Below are 21,694 nucleotides of genomic sequence, written 5' to 3'. Positions count from 1 at the left end.
TCATGCCGCGCGGCCAGCCGGGGTGAGCAATCTTGCAGGACCTCACCCCGGCGCCCCGCCCGCACGAGCGGGGAGCGCGGCTCAAGTCGATCGGCCCGGCGAGCGAGCCTTAGGTGGAGCGTATCGAGGCACCGTGGGTTAGGCAAGGCAAACCTTACTTACCCGATCTCCGCTCGTACGTCCGCTTCCTCGAGCTCGGCCGGCCGGGTCGTCGCAGACCCGAACGGCAGCGGACGGGTCACTTGGCGACGGTCTTGCCGGCGCTCGTCTTCGACACCGTCGAGTAGCCGGCCTTCTTGCCCGTCACCTTCACGGTGAGCTTCTTCCCCGCCTGCGCCGACGTGACCTTGTAGCTCCACTTGGTGGCGCCCGCGATGGGCTTGCCGTTCGCGTACCACTGGTAGCTGCGCGTGACGCCGTACGTCCAGGTGCCGACCTTGGCCGACACGGTGCTGCCGACCTTGACGGTGCCCGAGATCGACGGGGTGGGCGCGGTCAGCGTGCCCTTGGCGACCGCCTTGGTCTTGGAGGAGGTCTTCGACACGTCGCTGTACCCGGAGAGCTTGCCGGTGACCCGCACCGAGATCTGCTTCCCGGCGTCGGCCGCGACCGCCGTGTAGGTGCTCTTGGTGGCGCCCGAGATGGCCTTGCCGTCGCGCAGCCACTGGTAGGTCAGCTTCGTGCCGGTCGTCCAGGTGCCGGGCTTCGCGGTGAGCTTCTGGCCCACCTTGGCCGTCCCGCTGATCGCCGGCGTCGCGCTCTTCAGCGTGGCCTTGGCGACCGCCTTCGTCTTGGCGGAGCTCTTCGACGCGTCGCTGTACCCGGAGAGCTTGCCGGTGACCCGCACCGAGATCTGCTTCCCGGCGTCGGCCGCGACGAGCTTGTAGGCGCTCTTCGTGGCGCCCGAGATGGCCTTGCCGTCGCGCAGCCACTGGTACGAGAGCTTCGTACCGGTCGTCCAGGTGCCCGGCTTGGCCGTCAGCGTCTTCCCGACCGTCGTCGTCCCGCTCAGGGTCGGCGTGCCCGCCGTGAGCGCGCCCTTGCCGACCGTGACCGGATCCGACTCGAGCGTCGCCTCGCCGGCGTCGCTCACAGCGGTGACCGCGACCGTGACGGCCTTGCCGTCCTGCGCCGCCGTGGGCGTGAACGTCCTCGACGTCGCGCCGGCGATCGCCGCGCCCGTGGCCTTCCACTGGTAGGTGAGCGTAGCGCCGTCCGCCGCCTGCGCCTGTGCGGTCAGCGCCGAGCCGACCTTGGGCGAGCCGGTGATCGACACCGACTCGAGCGGCAGCTCGACGGTGAGCGCGGCGGGGTCGGTCGCCGACACCCCGATCGCGTTCGAGATCAGCGCTCGGTAGCTCTGCACGGCCGCCGCGGAGCCCGTGACCTCGTAGGACGCCGAGGTCGCGCCCTCGATGTCCGTCCAGGCCTGTCCGTCGGCGGAGGACTGCCACTGGTAGGCGACGGGCCCTTCGGCAGCCCCCGCCGCCGCGAAGGTCGCGGTCGCGCCGACCGCCACTCGCTGGTCGACGGGCTGCGTGGTGACCGTCGGCGCCTCGGCGTCGAGGACGGCCGCGAAGCGCGTCGGCACCTTGCGGGGCTGGATCGAGGTCTCGGTGCCGGCGGTCGTGTACCAGTACGAGGACTGCCCGGTCAGCATCTGGAACTCGAGGAAGTCCGAGGGGAACGCGCCCGACCAGGGCTGGTCGGAGACGTACGGGTTGCGCCCGCTGATGTCGTCCGGCACCGCGACGCCCAGATAGTCGGGGGTCGCGACGATGCCGGTGTCGGTGACGTCGACGTCGGAGAGGGTCGCGAGGGTGAGGTCGGGCTGGTCGGGCAGCCGGCTCCACACCGACGCGTCGTCCATGTCGGCGCCGTAGCCGGTGACGAGGGCGGTGAGCGTGCCGACGCCGTCCTCGACCACGAGCTTCGGATCCGTCACCGACCAGTACGTCATGCCGCCGTAGTAGGCGACGGTGAAGGAGCCGGACCACTGGATCTCCGCGTTGTCGGCGTCGGCGTCCAGCGTGCCCTGGCCGTCCGCGATCTGCACGCGGCTCTGCGTGTACGACCGCGCGTTGCTCGAGGTCGGCTGCACGAGGGAGCCGCCGTCGGGCAGGCGGCACTTCGTCGACCACGTGGGCTGCTGCAGTCCGGTGCCGTCCGCGCCCGGCTTGACGATCCTCGTGTTGCCCTCGGACGTCGAGTAGAAGCCGTCGGCCTCGGACCAGAGCCGCGACTGGCCCGTGTCGCCGGCGACGCCCGCGGAGAGGAAGTTGCAGCCGCCGAAGTAGGCGCCGCCGTTCGACTCGTTGTTGACGCCCCAGTCGAACACGATGCCCGAGACCTCGGTCTCTGCGGCCTGGGCGGGACTCGGGACGGTGAGCAGGGCGCCGGCGAGGGCCAGAGCGCCCACGGCGGCGGGAAGCGCCCGGAGAGAGCGTGGGGAGGACGCGAGGAGAGGCTGCGACATGGGACGGCTTTCGGGATGGGAAGTGGGAGAAGGGTGGGTGCCGGGGCGGAGGCCTTTCGGCCCCGCTCCGGCACCCGGTGTGTCCGCTGTGGCCCTCAGGACCGGACAGGACGACGGCGGGCGATCAGCACCACGCCGGCGGCGATCAGCAGCAGAGCAGACGCCCCGGCCACCTCCAGCGCGGCCTGGTCGGCACCCGTCGCGGCGAGCGGGCTCGTGCCCTCCCCCGACTCGTCCGCCGCGATCGTGACGGCCGCCCAGCCGACGAGGTTGCCCTCGACGTCCTGAGCCGCGATGCGGTGCGATCCCGCCGCGAGGGAGTCGGGCAGCGTCGCCGTCACTGTGCCGTCCGCGTCCGCCTGGAACCAGCCCAGCGCGGTCGGCGTCGAGTACGCGTAGAGGTGGTACCACGCGTTCGGCGTGAGGCCGGAGATCGTCACCGTGCGGCCGTCGACGGCGACCTCGATGCCGCCCTCGGCGTCGGCGGGCAGCTCGTCGCCCGTGGCCGCAGGCGCCGCCGGCGTGAACGACGGCTCGGTGTCGGTCGCGGTGTCGCCGCCGGACGCGCCGTCCTCCGACTCGTCATCGCCCGACGTGCCGTCGTCCGAGGTCCCCTCGTCGTCGGTCACGGCCGGCGTGCTGTCCTCCGGCTCGTCGTCCTCGGTCGGCGTCGGCGTCGCCGGCTCGGACGGGGTCGACGGCGTCGGCGTGGAGTCGGTCGGCTCCGTCGGCGTCGAGGGCTCGCTCGGTGTGGTGGGGGTGGTCGGTGTGGTGGGGGTGGTCGGAGTGGTGGGCGTGGTCGGGGTCGCCGGCTCGCTCGGCTCCGACGGAGTGGTCGGCTCGCTCGGGGTCGTGGGCTCGGCCGGCTCCGTCGGCTCGGTCGGCTCAGTCGGCTCCGTCGGCTCCGTCGGCTCCGTCGGCTCCGTCGGCTCCGTCGGCTCCGTCGGCTCGGCGGGGAAGAGCGCGCCGAGCTGCTCGTCGGTGAGGGTCACCGGCTCGGAGTGCAGCAGTGTGCTCTCCGTCACGTTGCCGTGTGCGACCCAGACGACGACCTTATAGTCGCTCTCGGCGCTCAGCTCGTCCGCCGCAGCGGTCAGGTCTTCGTCGAAGGACCCGTCCGCGTGGAACACTCCCAGAGCGTCCGTCGATACGGGCGCGTACGGCGAGATCCACTTCACGGCCGTCACGTTCGAGCTCGTGACGTCGAGATCGGCGATCGAGGCGTCCACGAGCGCGGCGTACACGCCGACGGCAGAGCCGCCCGACGAGGTCGCCGGCAGGTCGACGTAGCCCGAACCGGTCACGTTGACCGTGAGCCCCGACTCCGCATCCGCGCCGGTCACCGACACCGCGGTCGTACGCTCTGCCGGGGCGTCCTGCACCTCGTACGAGACGGTCAGCGGCAGCGGCACCTTGCGCGGCTGGATGCTGTTCGCGCCGCCCGCCGTGGAGTACCAGTACGACGACTGGCCGGTGAGCTGCTGGAACCGCTGGAAGTCGGCCGGGAAGGCGCCCGACCACTCCTCGGTCAGATCCTGCGCGTTGCGGCCGTTCACGTCCTCGGGAACCGCGACGCCGAGGTAGTCGGGCGTCACCTCGATGCCCTCCGCCGTGACCTCGACGTCGGTGAGGGTGACGATCGGCACAGTCACCGGCTCGAGCGTGTTCCAGATCGAGGCGTCGTCCATGTCGGCGCCGTAGCCCGACAGCGTCGCGGTGACCTCGCCCGTGCCGTCGGCGTTGACCGTGAGCTTGGGGTCCGAGGCCGACCAGTACGTCATGCCGCCGTAGTAGACGACGGTGAAGTCGCCGTCCCACTGGATCTCGGCGGTGTTGGCCTCGACGTCGACGACCCCCGAGCCGTTCGCGATCTGAACACGCGTCTGCGTGTAGCTCTGGGGGTTGTTCGAGGTGGGCTGCACCAGCGTGCCGCCATCGGGGAGACGGCACTTCGTCGACCAGGTCGGCTGCGTCAGGCCAGTGCCGTCGGCGGTCGGCTTCACGATCGTCGTGTTGCCTTCGGAGGTCGAGTAGAACCCGTCGGCCTCGGACCAGAGGCGGGATGCGCCGGTGTCGCCGGCGATGCCCGCGGAGAGGAAGTTGCAGCCGCCGAAATAGGCGCCGCCGTTCGACTCGTTGTTGATGCCCCAGTCGAACACGACGTCCGACACCTCGGTGGCGGTGGCGGCGGTCGCCGCGGTGGGCAGGGCGACGGCGCCGCCGAGGCCCAAGAGGCCGGCTATGCCGGCCGCGAGCGCGCGCCTCACGCGCCGCGGTGATGATGCATGACTCACGGGTGACTCCTTCGGGAAAGGACGATCCGTCGGCGCGGGACAGCCGCGGACCGGAGAAGAGCGACGAGACGTCGCGATTTGCTTAGGTTAGGCTTAGCTGGCCTGACCGTTCGCGGTTAGCGTAGCCTAACCTCACCCGCTCCCGACAGTCGCCGCCGAGACGCGCTCCCGCGCACGGCGGCTGAGGCCCATGAACAGAACCCCTCGTCTCGCCGCGCTCCTGATCGCCGCCGCGTTCGCCCTCACCGCCTGCGCTCCCGCGGCCTCACAGGCAGCGGGTGAGGACGCCACCGGCTGCCGCGACAGCGATGTGGCGCTCGCCGACCTCGCGATCCTCGAGGCGCCCCGCGAGCACGTCGGCGAGTCCACGGCGTGCCTGCCCACGACCTCGATCGAGCCCGTCGCCGACGACGTCACGCCGAGCCTGCCGGCGACCGTGACCGACAACCAGGGCACCGAGGTCACCGTGACCGACACCAGTCGGATCCTGGCGCTCGACATCTACGGCTCGCTCGCCGCGACGGTGTTCGGGCTGGGCCTCGGCGACAGCGTCGTGGGGCGGGACACGTCGACAGGCTTCCCCGAGGCCGCCGACCTCCCGCTGGTCACGCAGAACGGGCACGAGCTGAACGGCGAGGCGATCCTCGACCTGCAGCCGACGGTCATCATCACCGACTCGTCCATCGGCCCGTGGGACGTCGTGCTGCAGATGCGCGACGCGGGCGTTCCCGTCGTCGTCGTCACCCCCGAGCGCAGCATCGAGAACACCGGCGAGGTCATCATGGCCGTCGCCGACGCCCTCGGCGTGCACGACGCCGGCGTCGAGCTGGCCGAGCGCGTGCAGGCCGAGATCGACGACGTGGTGGCGCAGGTGGCGGGCATCGCGCCCGAGGACGTCGCCGACCGCCCGCGCATCATGTTCTTCTACGTGCGCGGCAACGCGGGCATCTATTACATCTTCGGCGCCGGCTCGGGCACGGACTCGCTCATCACGAGCCTCGGCGGCGTGGACGTCGCGACCGAGATCGGCTGGCAGGGCATGCGCCCGATGACGGCGGAGGCGCTCGTGGACGCGGCGCCGGACGTGATCCTGATGATGACCAAGGGGCTCGAGTCGGTCGACGGCGTGGACGGGCTTCTCGAGACCGTGCCCGCGATCGCCGAGACGCCCGCCGGTCAGCACCGACGGATCGTCGACATGAGCGACTACGAGGTGCTGAGCTTCGGACCGCGCACGGCCGCCGTGATCGAGGCGCTCGCCCGCGCGATCTACGCCCCGGAGCAGAGCGGGCCCGTGGAATGACCGCGACGCTGCCCGCGAGGTCCCGCGACCGCACCGCCCCCGCGGGGCGGCCTCCGGCCGGGCGACGCGTCGCGCTGATCGTCGGGCTCGTCGCCGCGCTCGCGGTCCTCGTCCTGTTCTCCGCGGGCACCGGGCAGCTCTACGTCGCACCGCTCGAGGTGCTGGGGTCGATCCTCCACGCCGTCGGCATCGACGCGCTCCCCCTGCCGGAGCACCCGAACGGCTACAGCGCTCTCTGGACCATCCGGTTCCCCCGCGTCGCGATGGCCGTGTTCATCGGCGCGGCGTTGGCCGCCGCGGGCCTGCTGATGCAGGCGATCTTCGGCAACCCCCTGGCCGAGCCCGGCGTCGTCGGCGTCTCGTCCGGCGCGGCGCTGGGCGCCGCCGCCACGATCGTCTTCGGCTGGACCTTCCTCGGCGAGTGGACGACGGCCGCCGTGGCGTTCGCGACCGGCCTGGCCGCGACGCTGCTCGTGTACGCCATGAGCCGCGCGAACGGGCGCACCGAGGTGGTCACGCTGGTGCTCACCGGCATCGCCGTCAACGCGTTCACCGGCGCCGGGCTGGCCTTCATGACGTTCCTCGGCGACCAGCAGGCCCGCGAGCAGATCGTGTTCTGGCAGCTCGGCAGCCTCAACGGCTCGCGGTGGGAGCAGTTCGGGATCGTCGCGCCGATCGTGATCGTCGGCGTCGTCGCGGCCTTCGCGCTCGCACGGCGACTCGATCTGCTCGCGCTGGGCGAGAAGAGCGCGCGCCACCTGGGCGTCAACGTCGAGGCGCTGCGCATCGTCGCGATCGTCGTCACCGCGCTGCTGGTCGGCGCCGCCGTCGCGTTCGCGGGCATCATCGCGTTCGTGGGGCTCGTGATCCCGCACCTGATGCGCATGATCATCGGCCCCGCGCACCTTCCCCTGCTGATCACCAGCACGCTCGGAGGATCGGTGCTGCTGCTGGCCGCCGACCTCGTGGCGCGCACCGCGGTGCCGATGGCCGACCTGCCGATCGGCATGCTCACCTCGCTCGTCGGCGGGCCGTTCTTCTTCTGGCTGCTGCGCCGCACCCGCAGCCAGGCGGGAGGCTGGGGATGAGCGTCCTGTTCGCCGCACGGGCGGCCGAGCTGCCGCGGGCCCTGGCGCCGGGCGAGCCGGCGATCGAGGCGGAGGGCGTCGGCGTCGAGATCGACGGCAAGCGCATTCTGCACGACGTCGACCTGACCGTGCGGTCGGGCGAGGTGGTCGCGCTGATCGGGCCGAACGGCGCCGGCAAGTCGACGCTGCTCGCCGCGATCGCCGGCGACCAGCGGATGACGGCCGGCACCGTGCGCTTCGCCGGCATGCCGCTCGGGGAATGGAATCTGCGCGACCTCTCGCGTCGGCGCGCCGTCCTGCTGCAGGAGCAGCGGGTCTCGTTCCCGTTCACGGTCGAGCAGGTCGTCGAGATGGGCAGGGCGCCCTGGAGGCGCACGGAGCGCGAGGACGACGACGAGGCCGCCGTCGACGACGCCCTCCGGCAGACCGACATCGAGCGCTTCCGGCCGCGACACGTCCCCTCCCTCTCCGGCGGCGAGCGCGCCCGGGCAGGTCTCGCCCGCGTGCTCGCGCAGCGCACCGGCATCCTGCTGCTCGACGAGCCCACGGCCGCGCTCGACCTGCGCCATCAGGAGGACGTGCTGCGTCTCGCCCGGGAGCGCGCGGCGCGCGGCGACGCGGTCGCCGTGGTGCTGCACGACCTCAACCTCGCGGGCGCGTACGCCGACCGGATCGCGCTGCTCTCGGACGGCCGGGTCGTCGCGACCGGGGCCCCCGGGGAGGTCCTGACGCCCGAGCGCATCGAGCAGGTGTACCGCCAGCGCGTCGAGATCCTGACGCACCCCGTGTCGGGGGCCACCGTGATCCTGCCCGTCCGAGACGCCGGCCCCTCGCCCGATCCCTCCGCACCCGCGAGTGCCACCTGACACTCGCCCGATACCCGTGAGTGCCGGACGGCACTCGAACGCACCGAAGGAAGCAGCCATGACCGCAGCAGCCACATCACGACCCGCTGCCTTCGCCCGCCTGCGCTCCCGACTGGCCGCGGCGCTGACCGTCGCCGCGATCGCGGGCGGCGCGCTCGCCGTGACGGGGCCGGCCTCGCCCGCCCACGCGGCGGCCGCCGTGTCCGTCTCCGTCGAGGGCAGCCCCGAGCTGACCAACGTCGCCGACCCGACGTACCTCACCCAGCTGCGGCTGAGCGGATCGGGGTTCCAGTCGATCCAGAGCGGCTTCGGCGGGATCTACGTGATGTTCGGCTGGGTGTCCGGCGACGGCTGGCAGCCGAGCCAGGGCGGATCCACCGGGGCGAACTACCGCTACGTGCCGGACGACGAGACCAACCCGACCGGTTACATCGCCTTCGTGACGTTCCCGGGCAGCTCGACCGCGTACGCGGCGAACGGCGGCGAGCTCGCCGCCGATGGAAGCTGGTCGACCGTCCTGAGCGTGCCGGGCTCGACGTTCACGGCCCTCGATCGCGAGGGCAACCCGAGCGAGGTGAACTGCCTCGAGATGCAGTGCGGCATCATCACGATGGGCGCCCACGGCGTGAAGAACGCCAACAACGAGACGTTCACGCCGATCGACTTCCGCGATCTCTACAGCGAGGGCGAGGCGCCCGCCGCGGCGGAGGCCGTGGAGGAGACCGCCGCGCCCGAGCCGTCGGAGACGGCCGCCGCCGTCCCGCAGCCCGCACAGACCACGTACATCGTCGAGGAGGCCGCGGCTCCGGTCGCCGTCGCGGACGACGAGGAGGACCCGCTGCTGCAGGTGCTGCTGTGGGCCGCCCTGGGCGTCGGGGTGCTCGCCGTGGGATCGATCGTCTTCCTCGTCTGGGCCGTGCTGTCGTCGCGACGCCGCCGGCCGGCGGGCGCCACGACGGGCGGGGGCGCCTCGTGATCCGCGCGGCCCGCCGTCCCGGCCGGCTGCTGGCTGCAGCGGCGGCCGTCGTCGCCCTGGTCGCCGCTCCCCTCGCGGCCGCCGCGCCCGCCTCGGCGGCCGCCGACGCGGGCGGCACGCGGACGGTCTCCGGTGCGGTGTTCGACTGGGGCCTCAACAACGAGACCAACGGCGGCGCGTACTTCGGCGGCTGCAACTTCCTCTCCGCCGGCATCGCCGGGGACACCGGCTCGGCCCGGCTCTGGGCGCAGGGTGACGGCTTCTACAAGACGCGCGACGGCAACACGACCATCGTGCGGCCGACCGCCAACGGCCAGGGCGTCGCCCAGCCCAGCTGGGCGACGAAGTGCCAGACGCCGAGCGGCGCGAGCGTGAACGGGAAGACGACCAACGCGGCCGACAGCTACACGCAGACGCGCGTGCAGATCGCGAACGGCACCGGCGTCGCGGACGCGGACGCCGACACGGCGCAGATCTCCTGGGAGGGGTCGTTCACCGTCGCCTACTACGGCGGCATGACCTACTGGTCGGCGTCCGACCCCGTGCTGACGGTCGAGGGCGGCGTGGGCACGATCACGGCGACGCTGTCCGGCTACGGCACCGACATGGACGACATGTCGATCTGGAAGAAGCTGACGCCGCGCGAGGTGACGATCGCGACCCTCACCGGCGTCGACGTCACCGCGGAGGGCCTCGTCGTCACCCCCGACTACCTCGGGGTCTCGATCCCCTCCGACGTGGCGGGGCGCAACCCGCAGGCGGCGCGCACCTCGGACAACGCGGCGTGGTGGGGGTCCTTCCCCGCCGACTTCCTCCGCTTCCAGGTCGACACCGGTCAGAACTCCTACTGGTTCACCACCGACGGCGGCGCGAACACCATCCAGCCCCGCAAGGTGACCCAGCCGGTCACCGTGGGGTACGCGCTCGGCGACCTCGTCGGGGACGCGCCGACCATCACCGGCCACCCGGCGACGCAGACGGTCGCAGAAGGCGCCACGGCCGCGTTCCAGGTGCGCGCCACGGGCACCGATCTCGCCTATCAGTGGCAGCGGACCCTCGACGGCACGACCTGGACCGACATCGCCGGCGCCACATCGGCCTCCTACTCGCTCACCGCCGCCGCGGATGCCGACGGCAGCCAGTATCGCGTGCGGGTGTCCAACCCGGTCGCCCCCGACGGCGTGCTCTCGCGGGCGGCGACGCTGAACGTCGCCGTGGAGACGCCGTCGCCGTCGCCCACGCCGACGCCGACCCCCACGTCGACCCCGACCCAGACGCCGACGCCGACCCCGACGCCCACGCCCGACGACGACGCGGACCCGGACGACGCGGATCCGTCGACATCCGACGACGGCCCGCTGCTGGCCTCGGGAGTCGTGTTCGACTGGGGGCTGAACGACGAGTCCAACGGCGGCGCCTACTTCGGCGGCTGCAACTTCCTCTCCGCCGGCGTCGCCGGGAACACCGGCTCGGCGCGGCTGTGGGCGGAGGGCGACGGCTTCTACAGGACCGAGGACGGCAACACCGCGCTCGTTCGGCCGACGGCCGACGGCGCGGATCTGACGCAGCCGACCTGGGCGACGAAGTGCGAGAACCCGGCCGGGACGACCGTGAACGGCAAGACCGACGGATCCGACCCGGCGACGTCCACCCAGACCCGGGTGCAGATCTCCGAGGGATCCGGCATCGTCGACCCCGCCGCAGAGGACGCGGACATCTCCTGGGACGGGTCGTTCACCGTCGCCTACTACGGCGGCATGACCTATTGGTCGGTCACCGACCCGCGCCTGGTCGTGGAGGACGGGAAGGGCACCGTCACCGCGACGCTCTCCGGCTACGGGACCGACATGGACGACATGTCGATCTGGACGCAGATCCCGCCGCGCGAGGTCGTGATCGCCACCCTCACGGACGTGGACGTCACGGCCGAGGGCTTCGTCGTCACCCCCGACTACCTGGGCGTGTCGATCCCGGACGACATCGCCGGACGCAACGACCAGGCCGCGCGCACCTCGACGAACGAGTCGTGGTGGGGCGCGTTCCCCGCCGAATTCCTGCGCTTCCAGCAGCTGACCGGCCAGAACTCGTACTGGTTCACGACCGACGGCGGGGCGAACACGATCCAGCCGCGCAAGGTCACCCTGCCGCTGACCGTCGAGATCGCGAGCGCCGAGCCGGCCCCGCGCGCCCCGGAGATCGCACGGCAGCCGCAGGACCGCACCGCGACGGAGGGCACCGACGTGGTCTTCTCCGTGACGGCGACGGGCGCCGACCTCGAGTACCAGTGGTCGTCGAGCACCGACGGCGAGAACTGGGAGGACGTGGCCGGGGCGACCGAGTCCGCGTACCGCGTCACGGCCGACGCCGATCTCGACGGCACGAGCTACCGCGTGCGGGTGAGCAACGAGCTGGGCGACGCCGAGTCCGACCCGGCGAGCCTGACCGTCGTCCCGGCGGACACGGATGATCAGGGCACGGTGCCCGGTGACGACGAGCCCGTCGAGAAGCCCGATGAGGGAAAGAAGGACGACGAGGACGACGAGACGGTCGACGCGTCGGGCGCGCTGTTCGACTGGGGGCTCAACAACGAGTCCAACGGCGGCGCGTACTTCGGCGGGTGCAACTTCCTCTCCGCCGGCATCGCCGGGGACACCGGCTCCGCCCGGCTGTGGACCGAGGCCGACGGCTTCTACAAGACGCGCGACGGCAACACCACCATCGTCCAGCCCGGCGCCGACGGCGAGAGCCTCGTCCAGCCCGACTGGGACAGCAAGTGCGACACCCCGACCGGATCGACCGTGAACGGCAAGACGACAGCGGCGGCCGACACGTACACGCAGACGCGCGTGCGCATCGCCGGCGGCACCGGCTCGCTCGACGCCGAGGCCAACACCGCGGAGCTGTCGTGGGAGGGGTCCTTCACGGTGGCCTACTACGGCGGGATGACGTACTGGTCGGCGTCCGACCCGAAGGTCGTCGTCGAGGCCGACGGCTCGGGGACGGTCACGGCGACGCTGTCCGGCTATGGGGCCGACATGGACGACATGTCGAAGTGGAGCCGGCTCGCCGAGCGCGAGGTCGTGATCGCGACGCTGAGCGGTGTGAAGGTGACGGAGAAGGGCCTCACCGTCACCCCCGACTACCTCGGCGTCTCGGTTCCCGAGGACGTCGCCGGTCGCAACGCGCAGGCGCAGCGCACCAGCGAGAACGAGTCGTGGTGGGGCGCGTTCCCGGCCGATTTCGTGAGGTTCCAGACCGAGACCGGCCAGTCGTCGTACTGGTACACGACCGAGGGCAGCGCGGGCACGATCCAGCCCCGCAAGGTTCCGCTGCCGCTGACCGTGTGCGCCACCGCCGACTGCTCGGTGACCTCGCAGGCGGCGACGTCCGGGCCCGCCTCGATCGACATCGTGCAGCAGGCGATCCAGCCCCCGGGGGCGCCCACGCCGCCGCGCGCGCTCACGGCGCCCGAGGCGCAGGCGGTCGCCGTGGCGGGAGCCGCGGCCCCCGTGCCCGCCGCAGAGCAGGTGGTCGTGATGCAGCGACAGGCGGCGCCGATCGTCGGCGACGGCGGCGCGGCGGATCGACGAGCCCTGGCGGCCCTCGCGCTGATCGGCGCGCTGGGCATGCTGACCCTGGCCGGAGCGGTGGGCGGCACGCTCTTCGCGACCGGTTCCCTCGGAGCCACGGCCCCCTCGCGGGCCGGCTGAGACCGGCGGCGGGCCGACAGTCGGGCGCCCGCCGCCACCGGGGCCGTGAGCAACGGATGGGGATTCATGCTCACGGCCCCATTCCGACTCGAGCGCGAACGGCCGCGCTAACGTGGCGGACGTGACGACGCCCCATCCCGCCCCGCGCACGTACCCGTTCGACGCGCGCCCGCTGACCGACCCGGTCGATCCACAGGCGGTCAAGCGCTTCCACACGGAGCTCACACGGCGGTTCCCCGGCACCGGCATGAACGTGGTCGCGCTGGTCGTGGTGCTGGCGGTGACGGTGCCGCTGATGCTCGGGATGCTGGGCGCCGTCACCGCGTTCATCAGCGTCGTCGCCGTGGGTGGGCTCGGCCTGCTCGTCGTCCCCGCCGTGCTGGGCGTGATCGCCGTCGTCGGCGTCCTGATCTGGCTGGCGGTGCGCCACTTCGGCGGCTCCGCCAAGGAGCGCCGCTACCGCCTCGACGGCTTCGCCCGCGCCAACGCGATGCAGTACATGCCCCGCCTCGCCACGCCCCCGCTGCCCGGGATGATCTTTGACCGCGGCAGCAGCCGGCTGGCCACCGACCTGCTGCGCGGCGAGCAGCCTCGGTTCGCCGAGTTCGCGAACTACCAGTACACGACGGGATCGGGCAAGAACCAGACGACGCACCGCTGGGGATACGTCGCGATCCACCTCGACACCCCGCTGCCCCACATCGTGCTCGACGCCGTCGGCAACAACGGCCTGTTCGGGTCGAACCTGCCGGCGTCCTTCTCGAAGCAGCAACGGCTGAGCCTCGAGGGCGACTTCGACCAGTACTTCACGCTGTACTGCCCGCAGGGATACGAGGCCGACGCGCTCTACCTCTTCACGCCCGACATCATGGTGCGGTTCATGGACAACCTGGCGCAGCTCGACGTCGAGATCGTCGACGACTGGCTGTTCCTCTACGCGGGGCGCCCGGTCTCGACGACCGATCCCGCCACCTGGGCCTGGCTGTTCTCGGCCGTCTCCGCGCTCATGGACAAGCTCGCTCAGTGGGCCCGGTGGCGCGACGAGCGCCTCGCCGCCGAGCACGCGCGACTCGCGCAGGCGGCGGCGCTCCCCGCGACGGCCGCCGCGCCCCCGGGATCTCCGGTGGCGGCCGGGATGCCGATGCCGCTGCAGCCGCACGCGCAGGCGCCGTCCGCCGTGGCGCCCCCGACGCCGACGGCATGGCTCGGCCCGAAGGGCGTCGCCCAGCCCGGTCGCCGCCTCCGCAGCGGCATCCCCTGGGCAGCGGTGGTCATCATCGTGGTGGCACTCGGCTTCATCGCCGTCCCGATGCTGCTGGGCCCGCTCAGCCTTCTGCTGTTCCGCTGATCCGCGCGCCCGGCGATCCGGTGCCGGTCAGTCGAAGGGGCGCAGGATGCGATCGAGGAAGCGCCGCGTGCGCTCCTCGCGCGGGGCACGGAAGATCTGCTCGGGGGCGCCGCGCTCGGCGACCACTCCCCCGTCGAGGAACAGCACCTCGTCGGCCACCTCGCGCGCGAACTGGAGCTCGTGGGTGACGACGACCATCGTCCATCCCTCGTCGGCGAGCTCCTTCATCACGACCAGCACCTCGCCGACGAGCTCGGGATCGAGCGCCGACGTCGGCTCGTCGAACAGCAGCAGGTCGGGCCGCAGCGCGAGCGCCCGCACGATGCCGACGCGCTGCTGCTGACCGCCCGACAGCTCGTGGGGGTAGGCGTCGCGCTTCTCGGCCAGCCCGACGCGCTCGAGCAGCGCCTCCGCGCGCAGCACGGCGTCGGCGCGCGGCTCGCGCTGCACCGTGACGGGCCCCTCGATCACGTTCTGGATCACGGTGCGGTGCGGGAAGAGGTTGTGGTGCTGGAACACCATCGCCGAGCGGTCCCGCACGGCGAAGCGCTGCTGCTTCGCGACGCCGCGGGCGAAGTCCACCTCGGGACCGCCGTCGAACGCCAGCACTCCGGCGTCGGGCGTCTCGAGCCCGTTGAGCGAGCGCAGCACGGTGGTCTTGCCCGAGCCGCTCGGCCCGATCAGCGCGATGACCTGGCCCCGACGCACCTCCAGGTCGATGCCGCGCAGCACCTCGTGATCGCCGAAGGCCTTGCGGAGCCCGGTGGCGCGCAGGAGGGGCGTCTTCTGCGCCGAGGGGTCAGTGGGCGACATAGCGGTCCAGCCTCTTCTCGAGCCGGTCCTGAGCGGCGGCCAGCACCGTGCAGAACAGCCAGTAGATGAACGCCGCCTCGATGTAGAGCGTCATGAACTCGAAGGTGACCGACGCGATCCGCTGCGCCTCCTTGAACATTCGGTGACGAGGATCATCGACGTCAGGGAGGTGTCCTTCACGAGCGAGATGAACGTGTTGGACAGCGGCGGCACGCTCACCCGGGCCGCCTGCGGCAGGATGATGCGCCGCAGGGTCGTGGCGTTGCTCATGCCGATCGTGTACCCGGCCTCCCACTGCCCCTTGGGAACCGAGAGGATCGCCGCGCGCACCACCTCGGCGGCGTACCCGCCCACGTTCAGCGAGAGCGCGATGATCGCGCTGGGCCACGGCTCCAGCGTGACGCCGATCGACGGCAGGCCGTAGAAGATCACGAAGAGCTGGACGAGCATCGGCGTGCCGCGGATCGCGGAGACGTACGCCCGCCCGATCCACGACAGCACCCGGTTGGGCGACAGCCGCAGCAGCGCGATCCCGATCGCGATGACGAGGCCGATCGCGAACGACGCCAGCGCCAGCGGGATCGTCGCCGTCAGCCCGCCGACCAGCAGCGGCCAGAACGACTGACCGATCAGCTCCCAGTCCATCCGGCTCCTCCCCTCCTCCGGTCATGTCCCACTTCGCGCCGCTCTCACGACGAGTGTGTCCCACTTCGCGCCGGAATGCGGATGCAGAGCGGCACGAAGTGGGACACACTCGTCGAGAGCGGGGGCCTACTGCGAGACGTCGGTGCCGAAGAACTGCTCGCCGAGCTCGGCCAGCGTGCCGTCCTCGGCCAGCTCGGCCAGCGCGCCGTCGACCGCCTCGGCAAGGTCGGCGTTGTCGTTCGTGAAGACGAACGCCGCCTCGCCGGCCTCGGGCGTCTCGGCCGCGATCTTGATCGGCGCGTCGGGGTTCTGCTGCTGGTAGTCGAGCACCGTCAGCTTGTCGTTGATGGTCGCGTCGATGCGACCCTGCTCGAGCAGCGCGACCGCCTGCGCCCATCCCTCGACGCTCTCCACGTTCGCGCCCGACTCCTCGGCCAGGGCGCCCCAGTTGCTGGACAGCGACTGCGCCGTGGTCTTGCCGTCGAGGTCGTCGAACGACGCGATGTCGGTGTTGTCCTCGGGAACCACGATGACTCCCGGCGACACGGTGTACGGCGCCGAGAACGTGTACTTCTCCTGGCGTTCCTCGTTGATCGTCACCTGGTTGGCGATGGTCTCGAAGCGCCCGGCGTCCAGCCCGGCGAAGATCGCGTCCCACTGCGTCTCCTGGAACTCGATCTCGACGCCCAGCTTCTCGGCGACGGCGCGTGCGACCTCCACGTCGTAGCCGGTGAGGTCGCCCGATCCGTCCTCGTGGTAGCTGAACGGAGGGTAGGTGCCCTCGGTGGCGACGACCAGCGTGCCGTCCGAGAGGGCGGCCGGGCCGTCGCCGTCAGCCGTCTCCTCGGCGGGCTGCGAGCACCCGGCGAGCGCGAGCAGGGCGACGGCGGCCGTGGCGCCGGCGGCGATGCGGGCAGGGGCGGTTCGGGTGATGCGCATGTGACTGGACCTCGTGGGATCGGGAAGGGATCGATCGATCAGGTCGTCAAGCACAGCACGTCGGGTGCGGGATGTCGAGCCGGTGTGACGCTTCGTATCGCCGCGGCGCGTCCGCGCGCTCAGAACACGACGACCGGCTTGAGCACCTCACCCGACTCGGAGTCGGCGAACGCCGTCGCGATGTCGTCGAAGGGGTACGTCTTCACGAGCCTGTCGTAGGGGAACTGCCCGGCGCGGTGGAGCGCGATCAGCTCGGGGATGAACAGCTGCGGCACGGCGTCGCCCTCGACCACCCACGTGATCCGGATGCCGCGGGACAGCGCGGTCGGCAGGTCGATCACGCCCTCGCTGCCGGCCGACGCCGCCCCGAGCGCCGCGGCGTGCCCCGCGACCCCGAGCGCGGCGACCATCTGCCGGAAGACCGCCGCGTTGCCCGTCGTGTCGAGGGCCGTCTGCACGCCGCCGCCGGTGATCTCCAGGATCCGGGCCACCGCGTCCTCGGAGGAGCCGTTGATCGTGTGGGTGGCGCCCAGCTCGCGCGCGAGCGCCAGGCGCCCGTCGTTGACGTCGACCGCGACGATCGTGCCGACGCGGCCGGCGACCGCTGCGAGCAGCGCGGACATCCCGACCGCCCCGGCCCCGAACACCACGAAGCTGCCGCCCGGCGCCGGACGCAGCACGTTCAGCACGGCGCCGGCGCCGGTCTGGATGCCGCAGCCGAGCGGGCCCGCGAGCTCGAGGGGGAAGTCGTCGGGGATCTTCACGACGCTGCGCACCGACGCGTTGACGACCTCGGCGAAGGAGGACTGCCCGAAGAAGTGCGAGCGGACGACGCTGCCGTCGTCCGCGGAGAACGCGCTGGACCCGTCGATCCGCCCGCCGGCGAAGTTGTGCGCATAGCTGTCCTCGCAGTACGCGGGGTGTCCGGCGAGGCACGAGCGGCAGGCTCCGCAGCTGTTCACGCTGAGCACCACGTGGTCCCCCGGCTGCAGGTGGGTCACGGCGGCGCCCACCCGTTCGACCACGCCCGCTCCCTCGTGGCCCAGCACGAGCGGCAGCGTGGTCGGGATCCAGCCGTCCCTGACCACGGCGTCCGTGTGGCACACGCCCGTGGCCGTCATCCGCACCTGCACCTCGTTCGCGCGCGGCTCGTCGAGCGCGAGCTCGCGGATCTCGAGCGGGCTTCCCAGCTCTTCCGCGACGGCAGCCTTGACCTTCATCCCGTACCTCCTGTGCCGGATGGCCCCGCCACGCTGCGGGCGCCTGATCGGACTCTACGCGCAGCGGCACGGGCCGCGCCCGCCTGGGGACGGCCCGCCTTTCAGGGGCGGGCGAGTCGCTCCCGCAGCTCGTCGCGGCGCGCGATGATGCGGGCCCGCGCGGCCGCGGTCAGCAGAGACGGATCGTCGAGGGCGGGATCGGCCGCCCACTCGGCGGGGTCGGGGACGCCGAGCAGGCCGAGGTAGGCCTCGGCGCGCGTCTGCGGCGATCGCCCGCGAAGGCCGAGCGCACGCATCAGCGCGACCTCGCGGTCGGCGTCGTCGACGCCCAGGGCGTCGTTCGCGCGCCCGGCGATCCAGCACACGGCGGCGGCCGCCAGCTGCGGCTTGCCGGCGACGAACACCCGCGGCGCGGCCTCGGCGAGCAGGTCGGCGACGCGCGCCGCCGCGATCGCGAGCTCGGCGTCGTCGAAGACCGCCCCCGCCGCGCGCTCGATCAGCCCGTGGACGGTCTCGAGCCCGGCGCGCGAGCGATCGTCCACGCCCCGCAGGTCGGGCACCACGCGCGTGATGGGGAGGCGGTCGAGAGCGTCGAGCCGGCGCCGACCTCCGACGCGCAGGGCGAGCAGCGCGAGCTCGTGCGCGACGGGGTCGTCGTCGGGGCTCTCGGCCTCCTCGGCCGTCGCGAGGTCGAGGAAGTCGCGCGCGAGCTCGTCGATCGCGTCGAGCGTGTGGCGGGTGAGCCGCTCCGCGACCCCCGCCGCGTCGTGGCCGGCCTCGACGAGCGCGCGCAGCGCGGCGAGGGCGCCGTCCGGGTCGGCGGCGGCCGCGTCGTCGAACGGCAGCAGGTCGAGCAGCAGGTCCTCGACGAAGGTGTCGCTCCACAGACGGGGGTCGCCCGACCCGCTGTGGGCGCGGTTCAGCGCGATGAGGGCTCGCACGTGGGAGTCGCCGCCTGCCGACCGTCGGGCGACGTCGGCGACCAGCGCGTCGTCCGTGGCCGGGTCCTCCTCGGTCCGCGCGAAGCCGGTGCCGCCCTCCGGGAGCGCGCGCAGGATCCAGGCCAGCATCGGACGGCAAGCCGGCCAGGTCTCGGTGACGAGCGGCGGGTCGACGGCGAGATCCTCGGCGACGGCACGCTCGATCCGCACGCGGGCGTCGGCCGGTGAGATCTCCTGCCGCGGGAACTCGTCGGCGTCGACCCCCTTCGCTCCTGCCGCGAGGGCCGCCTCGAACGTCTCCGGCGCGATGAACGCGTCGCCGACGACGGCCCCGGCGTCGCGGTCGATGAACACCGTGGCGGTGGCGGGCGTCCCGTCGGCCAGCTCGGCGCCGACGATGATCGTCGCGTCGGCGCCGAGGACGTGGCCGAACGCGGCGACGCCGGTGATCGTGGGGCTGCCGTCGCCGCGCGCCCCGGGCACGGCCGCTCGCGCATGCGTCGCGAGCCATTGCGGCAGGCTGCGCCAGCGCCCGGCCGCCTCGGCGCGGATCCGCCCGGCGAGGGCCGAGTCGGCCGCCCCCGCGCCGTCGAGCAGCGGAGCCATCGCGAGCAGCAGCGCGTCGCTCTGGCGCACCGCGTCCGCGAGCGTGCGGTCCACCATCTCGCCGAGCGTGGGCATGCCCGCCACGGGGGCGCCGTTCGGATCGAGGGGCCGGCGCAGCATCTCGAGCACGCGTCCGGCGTAGGAGACCAGGTCGAACGCGTCTCCTCGCAGTGCCTCGTCGACGTTGCGGATGAGGTCGAGGTCGCGCCGGGCCATGGTCCGAGGCTATCCGGGCTGGGGGCGCTCGTCCGCCGTGAGGCGCCGCTGCCGGCCGGGCGGCGGGGCATAGGGTCGAGACGTGGCAGACAATCCCGGCATCGCCGTCCGCGGCGTCCGTCGCTCGTTCGGAGACGTGAACGCCGTGTCGGACGCGACGTTCGAGGCCCCCGCCGGCCGCGTCACCGCGCTGGTCGGGCCGAACGGCTCCGGCAAGACGACGCTCCTGCTCATGCTCGCCTCGCTGCTGCGCCCCGACGCCGGCTCGATCGCGATCGCGGGGGCCGACCCCGTGTCGAGCCCGGCGGTCGTGCGGTCCCGCGTCGGCTGGATGCCCGACGCGCTCGGCGCGTGGCCCTCGCTCACGGCGCGCGAGACCCTCGCCGTGACGGGCCGTCTATATCGGCTGTCGGCGCAGCGCGCGGCCGCCCGGGCCGCCGAGCTGCTCGCCGTCGTCGGCCTGACGGACCTGGCGGATCGGCCCGCCCGTGTCCTCTCTCGTGGGCAGAAGCAGCGCCTCGGCCTGGCCCGAGCGCTCGTGCACGACCCGGCGGTGCTGCTGCTCGACGAGCCGGCCTCGGGCCTCGATCCGCAGGCCCGCATCGAGCTGCGATCGCTGCTGCGCAGCCTCGCGGCGGGCGGCCGCACGGTCCTGGTCTCGAGCCACGTGCTCTCGGAGCTCGAGGAGATCGCCGACGACGCCGTCTTCATGGTGAGGGGCACGGTCGTGTCGGAGGGCGACGTCGCCCGTGCCAGCGCCGGCGAGCGCGACTGGCGGATCCGGCTGCTGCCGGGCCAGGGCGATCCAGCCGGCAACCGCGAGATCGTCGTCCTGCTCGCGACAGCCGGCGTGAACACGGCGGCGCTCCGCCGTGACCGCGGCGATCTCGTGGCGCCGTTCCCCTCGGACGAGGCGGCGGCCGCGGCCCTCTCGGCGATGGTGACGGCGGGTCTGCGGATCACCGAGTTCGCCCCGGTCGCGGGGCGGCTCGAACAGACGTTCCTGGGTCTGAGCGCACCGGAGGGCCACGCATCGTGAGCACGCATCAGAGCGGCGCCGGCTACCTGCGCGGCATCGGGACCATCGTCGGCCTCGAGCTGCGCCAGCGGGTGCGGAGCGTGGCCTGGTACGTGCTGCTGGGGGTGTTCGCGGCGCTGCTGCTGGCGGTCACCGGTCTCGCCTTCGCCGTGTCCAGCAGCTGGGACTCGACGGGCGACACCGTCTATTCGATCGTCGTCTTCTTCGTGCTGCTGCTCGCCACGCTCGTCTCCCCCGCGCTGAGCGGCAACGCGATCAACGGCGACCGGGACGCCGCGACGCTCGCCCCGGTGCAGGTGACGCTCGCGACCACCGGCCAGATCATCCTCGGGAAGCTCCTCGCGGCGTGGGTCACAGGGCTCGCGTTCCTGGCGGTGGCGGTGCCGTTCCTGCTGGTGGCGACGCTCGCGGGCGGCGTCGAGCCGGGCGTGGTCGCGGTGTCGCTCCTGGTCCTCGTGTTCGAGGTGGGCGTCGTCGCGGCCGTGGGCGTGGGCCTGTCGGGCGTGCTCGCCCGGCCCCTGTTCTCGGTCGCCGTGACCTACCTCGTCGTCGCCGCACTGAGCATCGGCACCTTGATCGCGTTCGGGCTCGGCGGCGCGGCCGTGCGCAGCGAGGTCGTCGAGACCAGCCGCTACCTCTCCTACGGCGACGACAGCACGTACGACTGCGAGGAGTGGCAGACGTCCACGTACGACTCCCCCCGCTACGACAGGGTGTGGGGCTTCCTCGCGGCGAACCCGTACGTGATCCTCGCGGATGCGACGCCCACGACCTTCGACGGCAACGGGTATCCGGTCGACCTGTTCGGGCAGATCAAGCTCGGGATCCGCTACGCGCAGCAGACCCCCGAGCTCGAGCGCGTCTACGACGAATGCGAGCAGTCGGAAGAGGAGCTGTATCCGACCGGCGAGGAGATCATCGCGTCCACCACGCCGAGCTGGTTCGTCGGCATGGGCATCCACCTCGTGCTCGCCGCCGGAGCGCTGTGGTGGGCCTGGTGGCGCACCCGCACCCCCGCCGGGCGGCTGGCGCGCGGCACGCGCATCGCCTGACGGGCGCGCGCGACGTCCGGTGCCGACGGCGGTGAAACAGCGGAGACTCCCCCGTCCGGCCCCGGAACAGAACACCGCCACATGTCCAGGCTTGGTGTCAAGGATCGCTTCGGGCAGGATGCTCAGCGCGGGCCAGTGTCTGCGCTGAGCAGAGCGCCGAGG

Annotated in this window: 14 protein-coding genes and 1 pseudogene; 8 read left to right on the top strand and 7 right to left on the bottom strand. The window is 72.5% G+C overall.

Annotated features, from left to right (window positions below; genetic code table 11):
• Positions 1-238: 238 nt before the first annotated feature.
• On the bottom strand, positions 239-2,476 hold the full coding sequence (locus tag K5S26_RS07000; RefSeq protein ID WP_221857251.1) for a DUF8696 domain-containing protein: 2,238 nt from the start codon (positions 2,474-2,476) through the stop codon (positions 239-241).
• A gap of 95 nt (positions 2,477-2,571) precedes the next feature.
• Complete coding sequence (locus tag K5S26_RS06995; protein WP_221857250.1) at positions 2,572-4,770, bottom strand: hypothetical protein; 2,199 nt, start codon at positions 4,768-4,770, stop codon at positions 2,572-2,574.
• A gap of 190 nt (positions 4,771-4,960) precedes the next feature.
• Here K5S26_RS06995 and K5S26_RS06990 point away from each other — a divergent pair, with 190 nt between their 5' ends.
• From K5S26_RS06990 to K5S26_RS06965, 6 genes are all read left to right on the top strand, one after another.
• The gene (locus tag K5S26_RS06990; protein ID WP_221857249.1) at positions 4,961-6,073 is read left to right on the top strand and encodes a heme/hemin ABC transporter substrate-binding protein; all 1,113 of its coding nucleotides are present in this window, start codon (positions 4,961-4,963) and stop codon (positions 6,071-6,073) included.
• Complete coding sequence (locus tag K5S26_RS06985; protein WP_221857248.1) at positions 6,070-7,161, top strand: FecCD family ABC transporter permease; 1,092 nt, start codon at positions 6,070-6,072, stop codon at positions 7,159-7,161. The genes K5S26_RS06990 and K5S26_RS06985 overlap by 4 nt, the downstream gene beginning before the upstream one ends.
• Positions 7,158-8,027 carry a heme ABC transporter ATP-binding protein gene (locus K5S26_RS06980; RefSeq protein WP_221857247.1) on the top strand — a complete coding sequence of 290 codons (870 nt, stop codon included), beginning with the start codon at positions 7,158-7,160 and terminating at the stop codon, positions 8,025-8,027. Before K5S26_RS06985 ends, K5S26_RS06980 begins: the two co-directional genes overlap by 4 nt.
• A gap of 58 nt (positions 8,028-8,085) precedes the next feature.
• A complete protein-coding gene (locus K5S26_RS06975; protein WP_221857246.1) occupies positions 8,086-9,003 on the top strand; it encodes a hypothetical protein in 918 nt (305 codons plus the stop codon).
• Positions 9,000-12,713, top strand: a complete 3,714-nt coding sequence (locus tag K5S26_RS06970; protein ID WP_221857245.1) for an immunoglobulin domain-containing protein — start codon at positions 9,000-9,002, stop codon at positions 12,711-12,713. Before K5S26_RS06975 ends, K5S26_RS06970 begins: the two co-directional genes overlap by 4 nt.
• Before the next feature lie 121 nt (positions 12,714-12,834).
• Entirely contained in the window at positions 12,835-14,061 is a 1,227-nt protein-coding gene (locus K5S26_RS06965; protein ID WP_221857244.1) for a DUF3137 domain-containing protein, read from the top strand.
• Between the two features lie 27 nt (positions 14,062-14,088).
• On the opposite strand, the gene K5S26_RS06960 is transcribed toward K5S26_RS06965, so the two are convergent.
• The 5 genes and pseudogenes from K5S26_RS06960 to K5S26_RS06940 form a co-directional block, all read right to left on the bottom strand.
• Complete coding sequence (locus tag K5S26_RS06960; RefSeq protein ID WP_221857243.1) at positions 14,089-14,874, bottom strand: amino acid ABC transporter ATP-binding protein; 786 nt, start codon at positions 14,872-14,874, stop codon at positions 14,089-14,091.
• A pseudogene (locus tag K5S26_RS06955) lies at positions 14,861-15,519 on the bottom strand (amino acid ABC transporter permease). The gene K5S26_RS06960 and the pseudogene K5S26_RS06955 overlap by 14 nt, the downstream one beginning before the upstream one ends.
• A 126-nt stretch (positions 15,520-15,645) precedes the next feature.
• Positions 15,646-16,458 (bottom strand): amino acid ABC transporter substrate-binding protein, encoded by an 813-nt coding sequence (locus K5S26_RS06950; RefSeq protein ID WP_221857242.1) that lies wholly within the window; start codon positions 16,456-16,458, stop codon positions 15,646-15,648.
• Between the two features lie 119 nt (positions 16,459-16,577).
• On the bottom strand, positions 16,578-17,678 hold the full coding sequence (locus tag K5S26_RS06945) for an NAD(P)-dependent alcohol dehydrogenase (protein WP_221857241.1): 1,101 nt from the start codon (positions 17,676-17,678) through the stop codon (positions 16,578-16,580).
• 101 nt (positions 17,679-17,779) lie between these two features.
• Positions 17,780-19,441, bottom strand: coding sequence for a hypothetical protein (locus tag K5S26_RS06940; protein ID WP_221857240.1), 1,662 nt, complete (start codon positions 19,439-19,441; stop codon positions 17,780-17,782).
• A gap of 82 nt (positions 19,442-19,523) precedes the next feature.
• Here K5S26_RS06940 and K5S26_RS06935 point away from each other — a divergent pair, with 82 nt between their 5' ends.
• Together K5S26_RS06935 and K5S26_RS06930 are read left to right on the top strand one after the other, a co-directional pair.
• A complete protein-coding gene (locus tag K5S26_RS06935; protein ID WP_221857238.1) occupies positions 19,524-20,480 on the top strand; it encodes an ABC transporter ATP-binding protein in 957 nt (318 codons plus the stop codon).
• Positions 20,477-21,532 (top strand): ABC transporter permease, encoded by a 1,056-nt coding sequence (locus K5S26_RS06930; RefSeq protein WP_308122821.1) that lies wholly within the window; start codon positions 20,477-20,479, stop codon positions 21,530-21,532. The genes K5S26_RS06935 and K5S26_RS06930 overlap by 4 nt, the downstream gene beginning before the upstream one ends.
• The last annotated feature ends 162 nt before the right edge of the window (positions 21,533-21,694 follow it).

The organism is Microbacterium marinilacus (assembly GCF_019753765.1).
Taxonomy (GTDB): Bacteria; Actinomycetota; Actinomycetes; order Actinomycetales; family Microbacteriaceae; genus Microbacterium; species Microbacterium marinilacus.
This window is presented reverse-complemented; position numbering and strand designations above follow the sequence as displayed.

What these genes read in the sequence shown, in the direction of transcription:
- K5S26_RS06945 (WP_221857241.1), bottom strand. Translation starts at nt 17,678, where the DNA reads ATGAAGGTCAAGGCTGCCGTCGCGGAAGAGCTGGGAAGCCCGCTCGAG.
- K5S26_RS06980 (WP_221857247.1), top strand. Translation starts at nt 7,158, where the DNA reads ATGAGCGTCCTGTTCGCCGCACGGGCGGCCGAGCTGCCGCGGGCCCTG.
- K5S26_RS06990 (WP_221857249.1), top strand. Translation starts at nt 4,961, where the DNA reads ATGAACAGAACCCCTCGTCTCGCCGCGCTCCTGATCGCCGCCGCGTTC.
- K5S26_RS06985 (WP_221857248.1), top strand. Translation starts at nt 6,070, where the DNA reads ATGACCGCGACGCTGCCCGCGAGGTCCCGCGACCGCACCGCCCCCGCG.
- K5S26_RS06940 (WP_221857240.1), bottom strand. Translation starts at nt 19,441, where the DNA reads ATGGCCCGGCGCGACCTCGACCTCATCCGCAACGTCGACGAGGCACTG.
- K5S26_RS06960 (WP_221857243.1), bottom strand. Translation starts at nt 14,874, where the DNA reads ATGTCGCCCACTGACCCCTCGGCGCAGAAGACGCCCCTCCTGCGCGCC.
- K5S26_RS07000 (WP_221857251.1), bottom strand. Translation starts at nt 2,476, where the DNA reads ATGTCGCAGCCTCTCCTCGCGTCCTCCCCACGCTCTCTCCGGGCGCTT.
- K5S26_RS06950 (WP_221857242.1), bottom strand. Translation starts at nt 16,458, where the DNA reads ATGCGCATCACCCGAACCGCCCCTGCCCGCATCGCCGCCGGCGCCACG.
- K5S26_RS06975 (WP_221857246.1), top strand. Translation starts at nt 8,086, where the DNA reads ATGACCGCAGCAGCCACATCACGACCCGCTGCCTTCGCCCGCCTGCGC.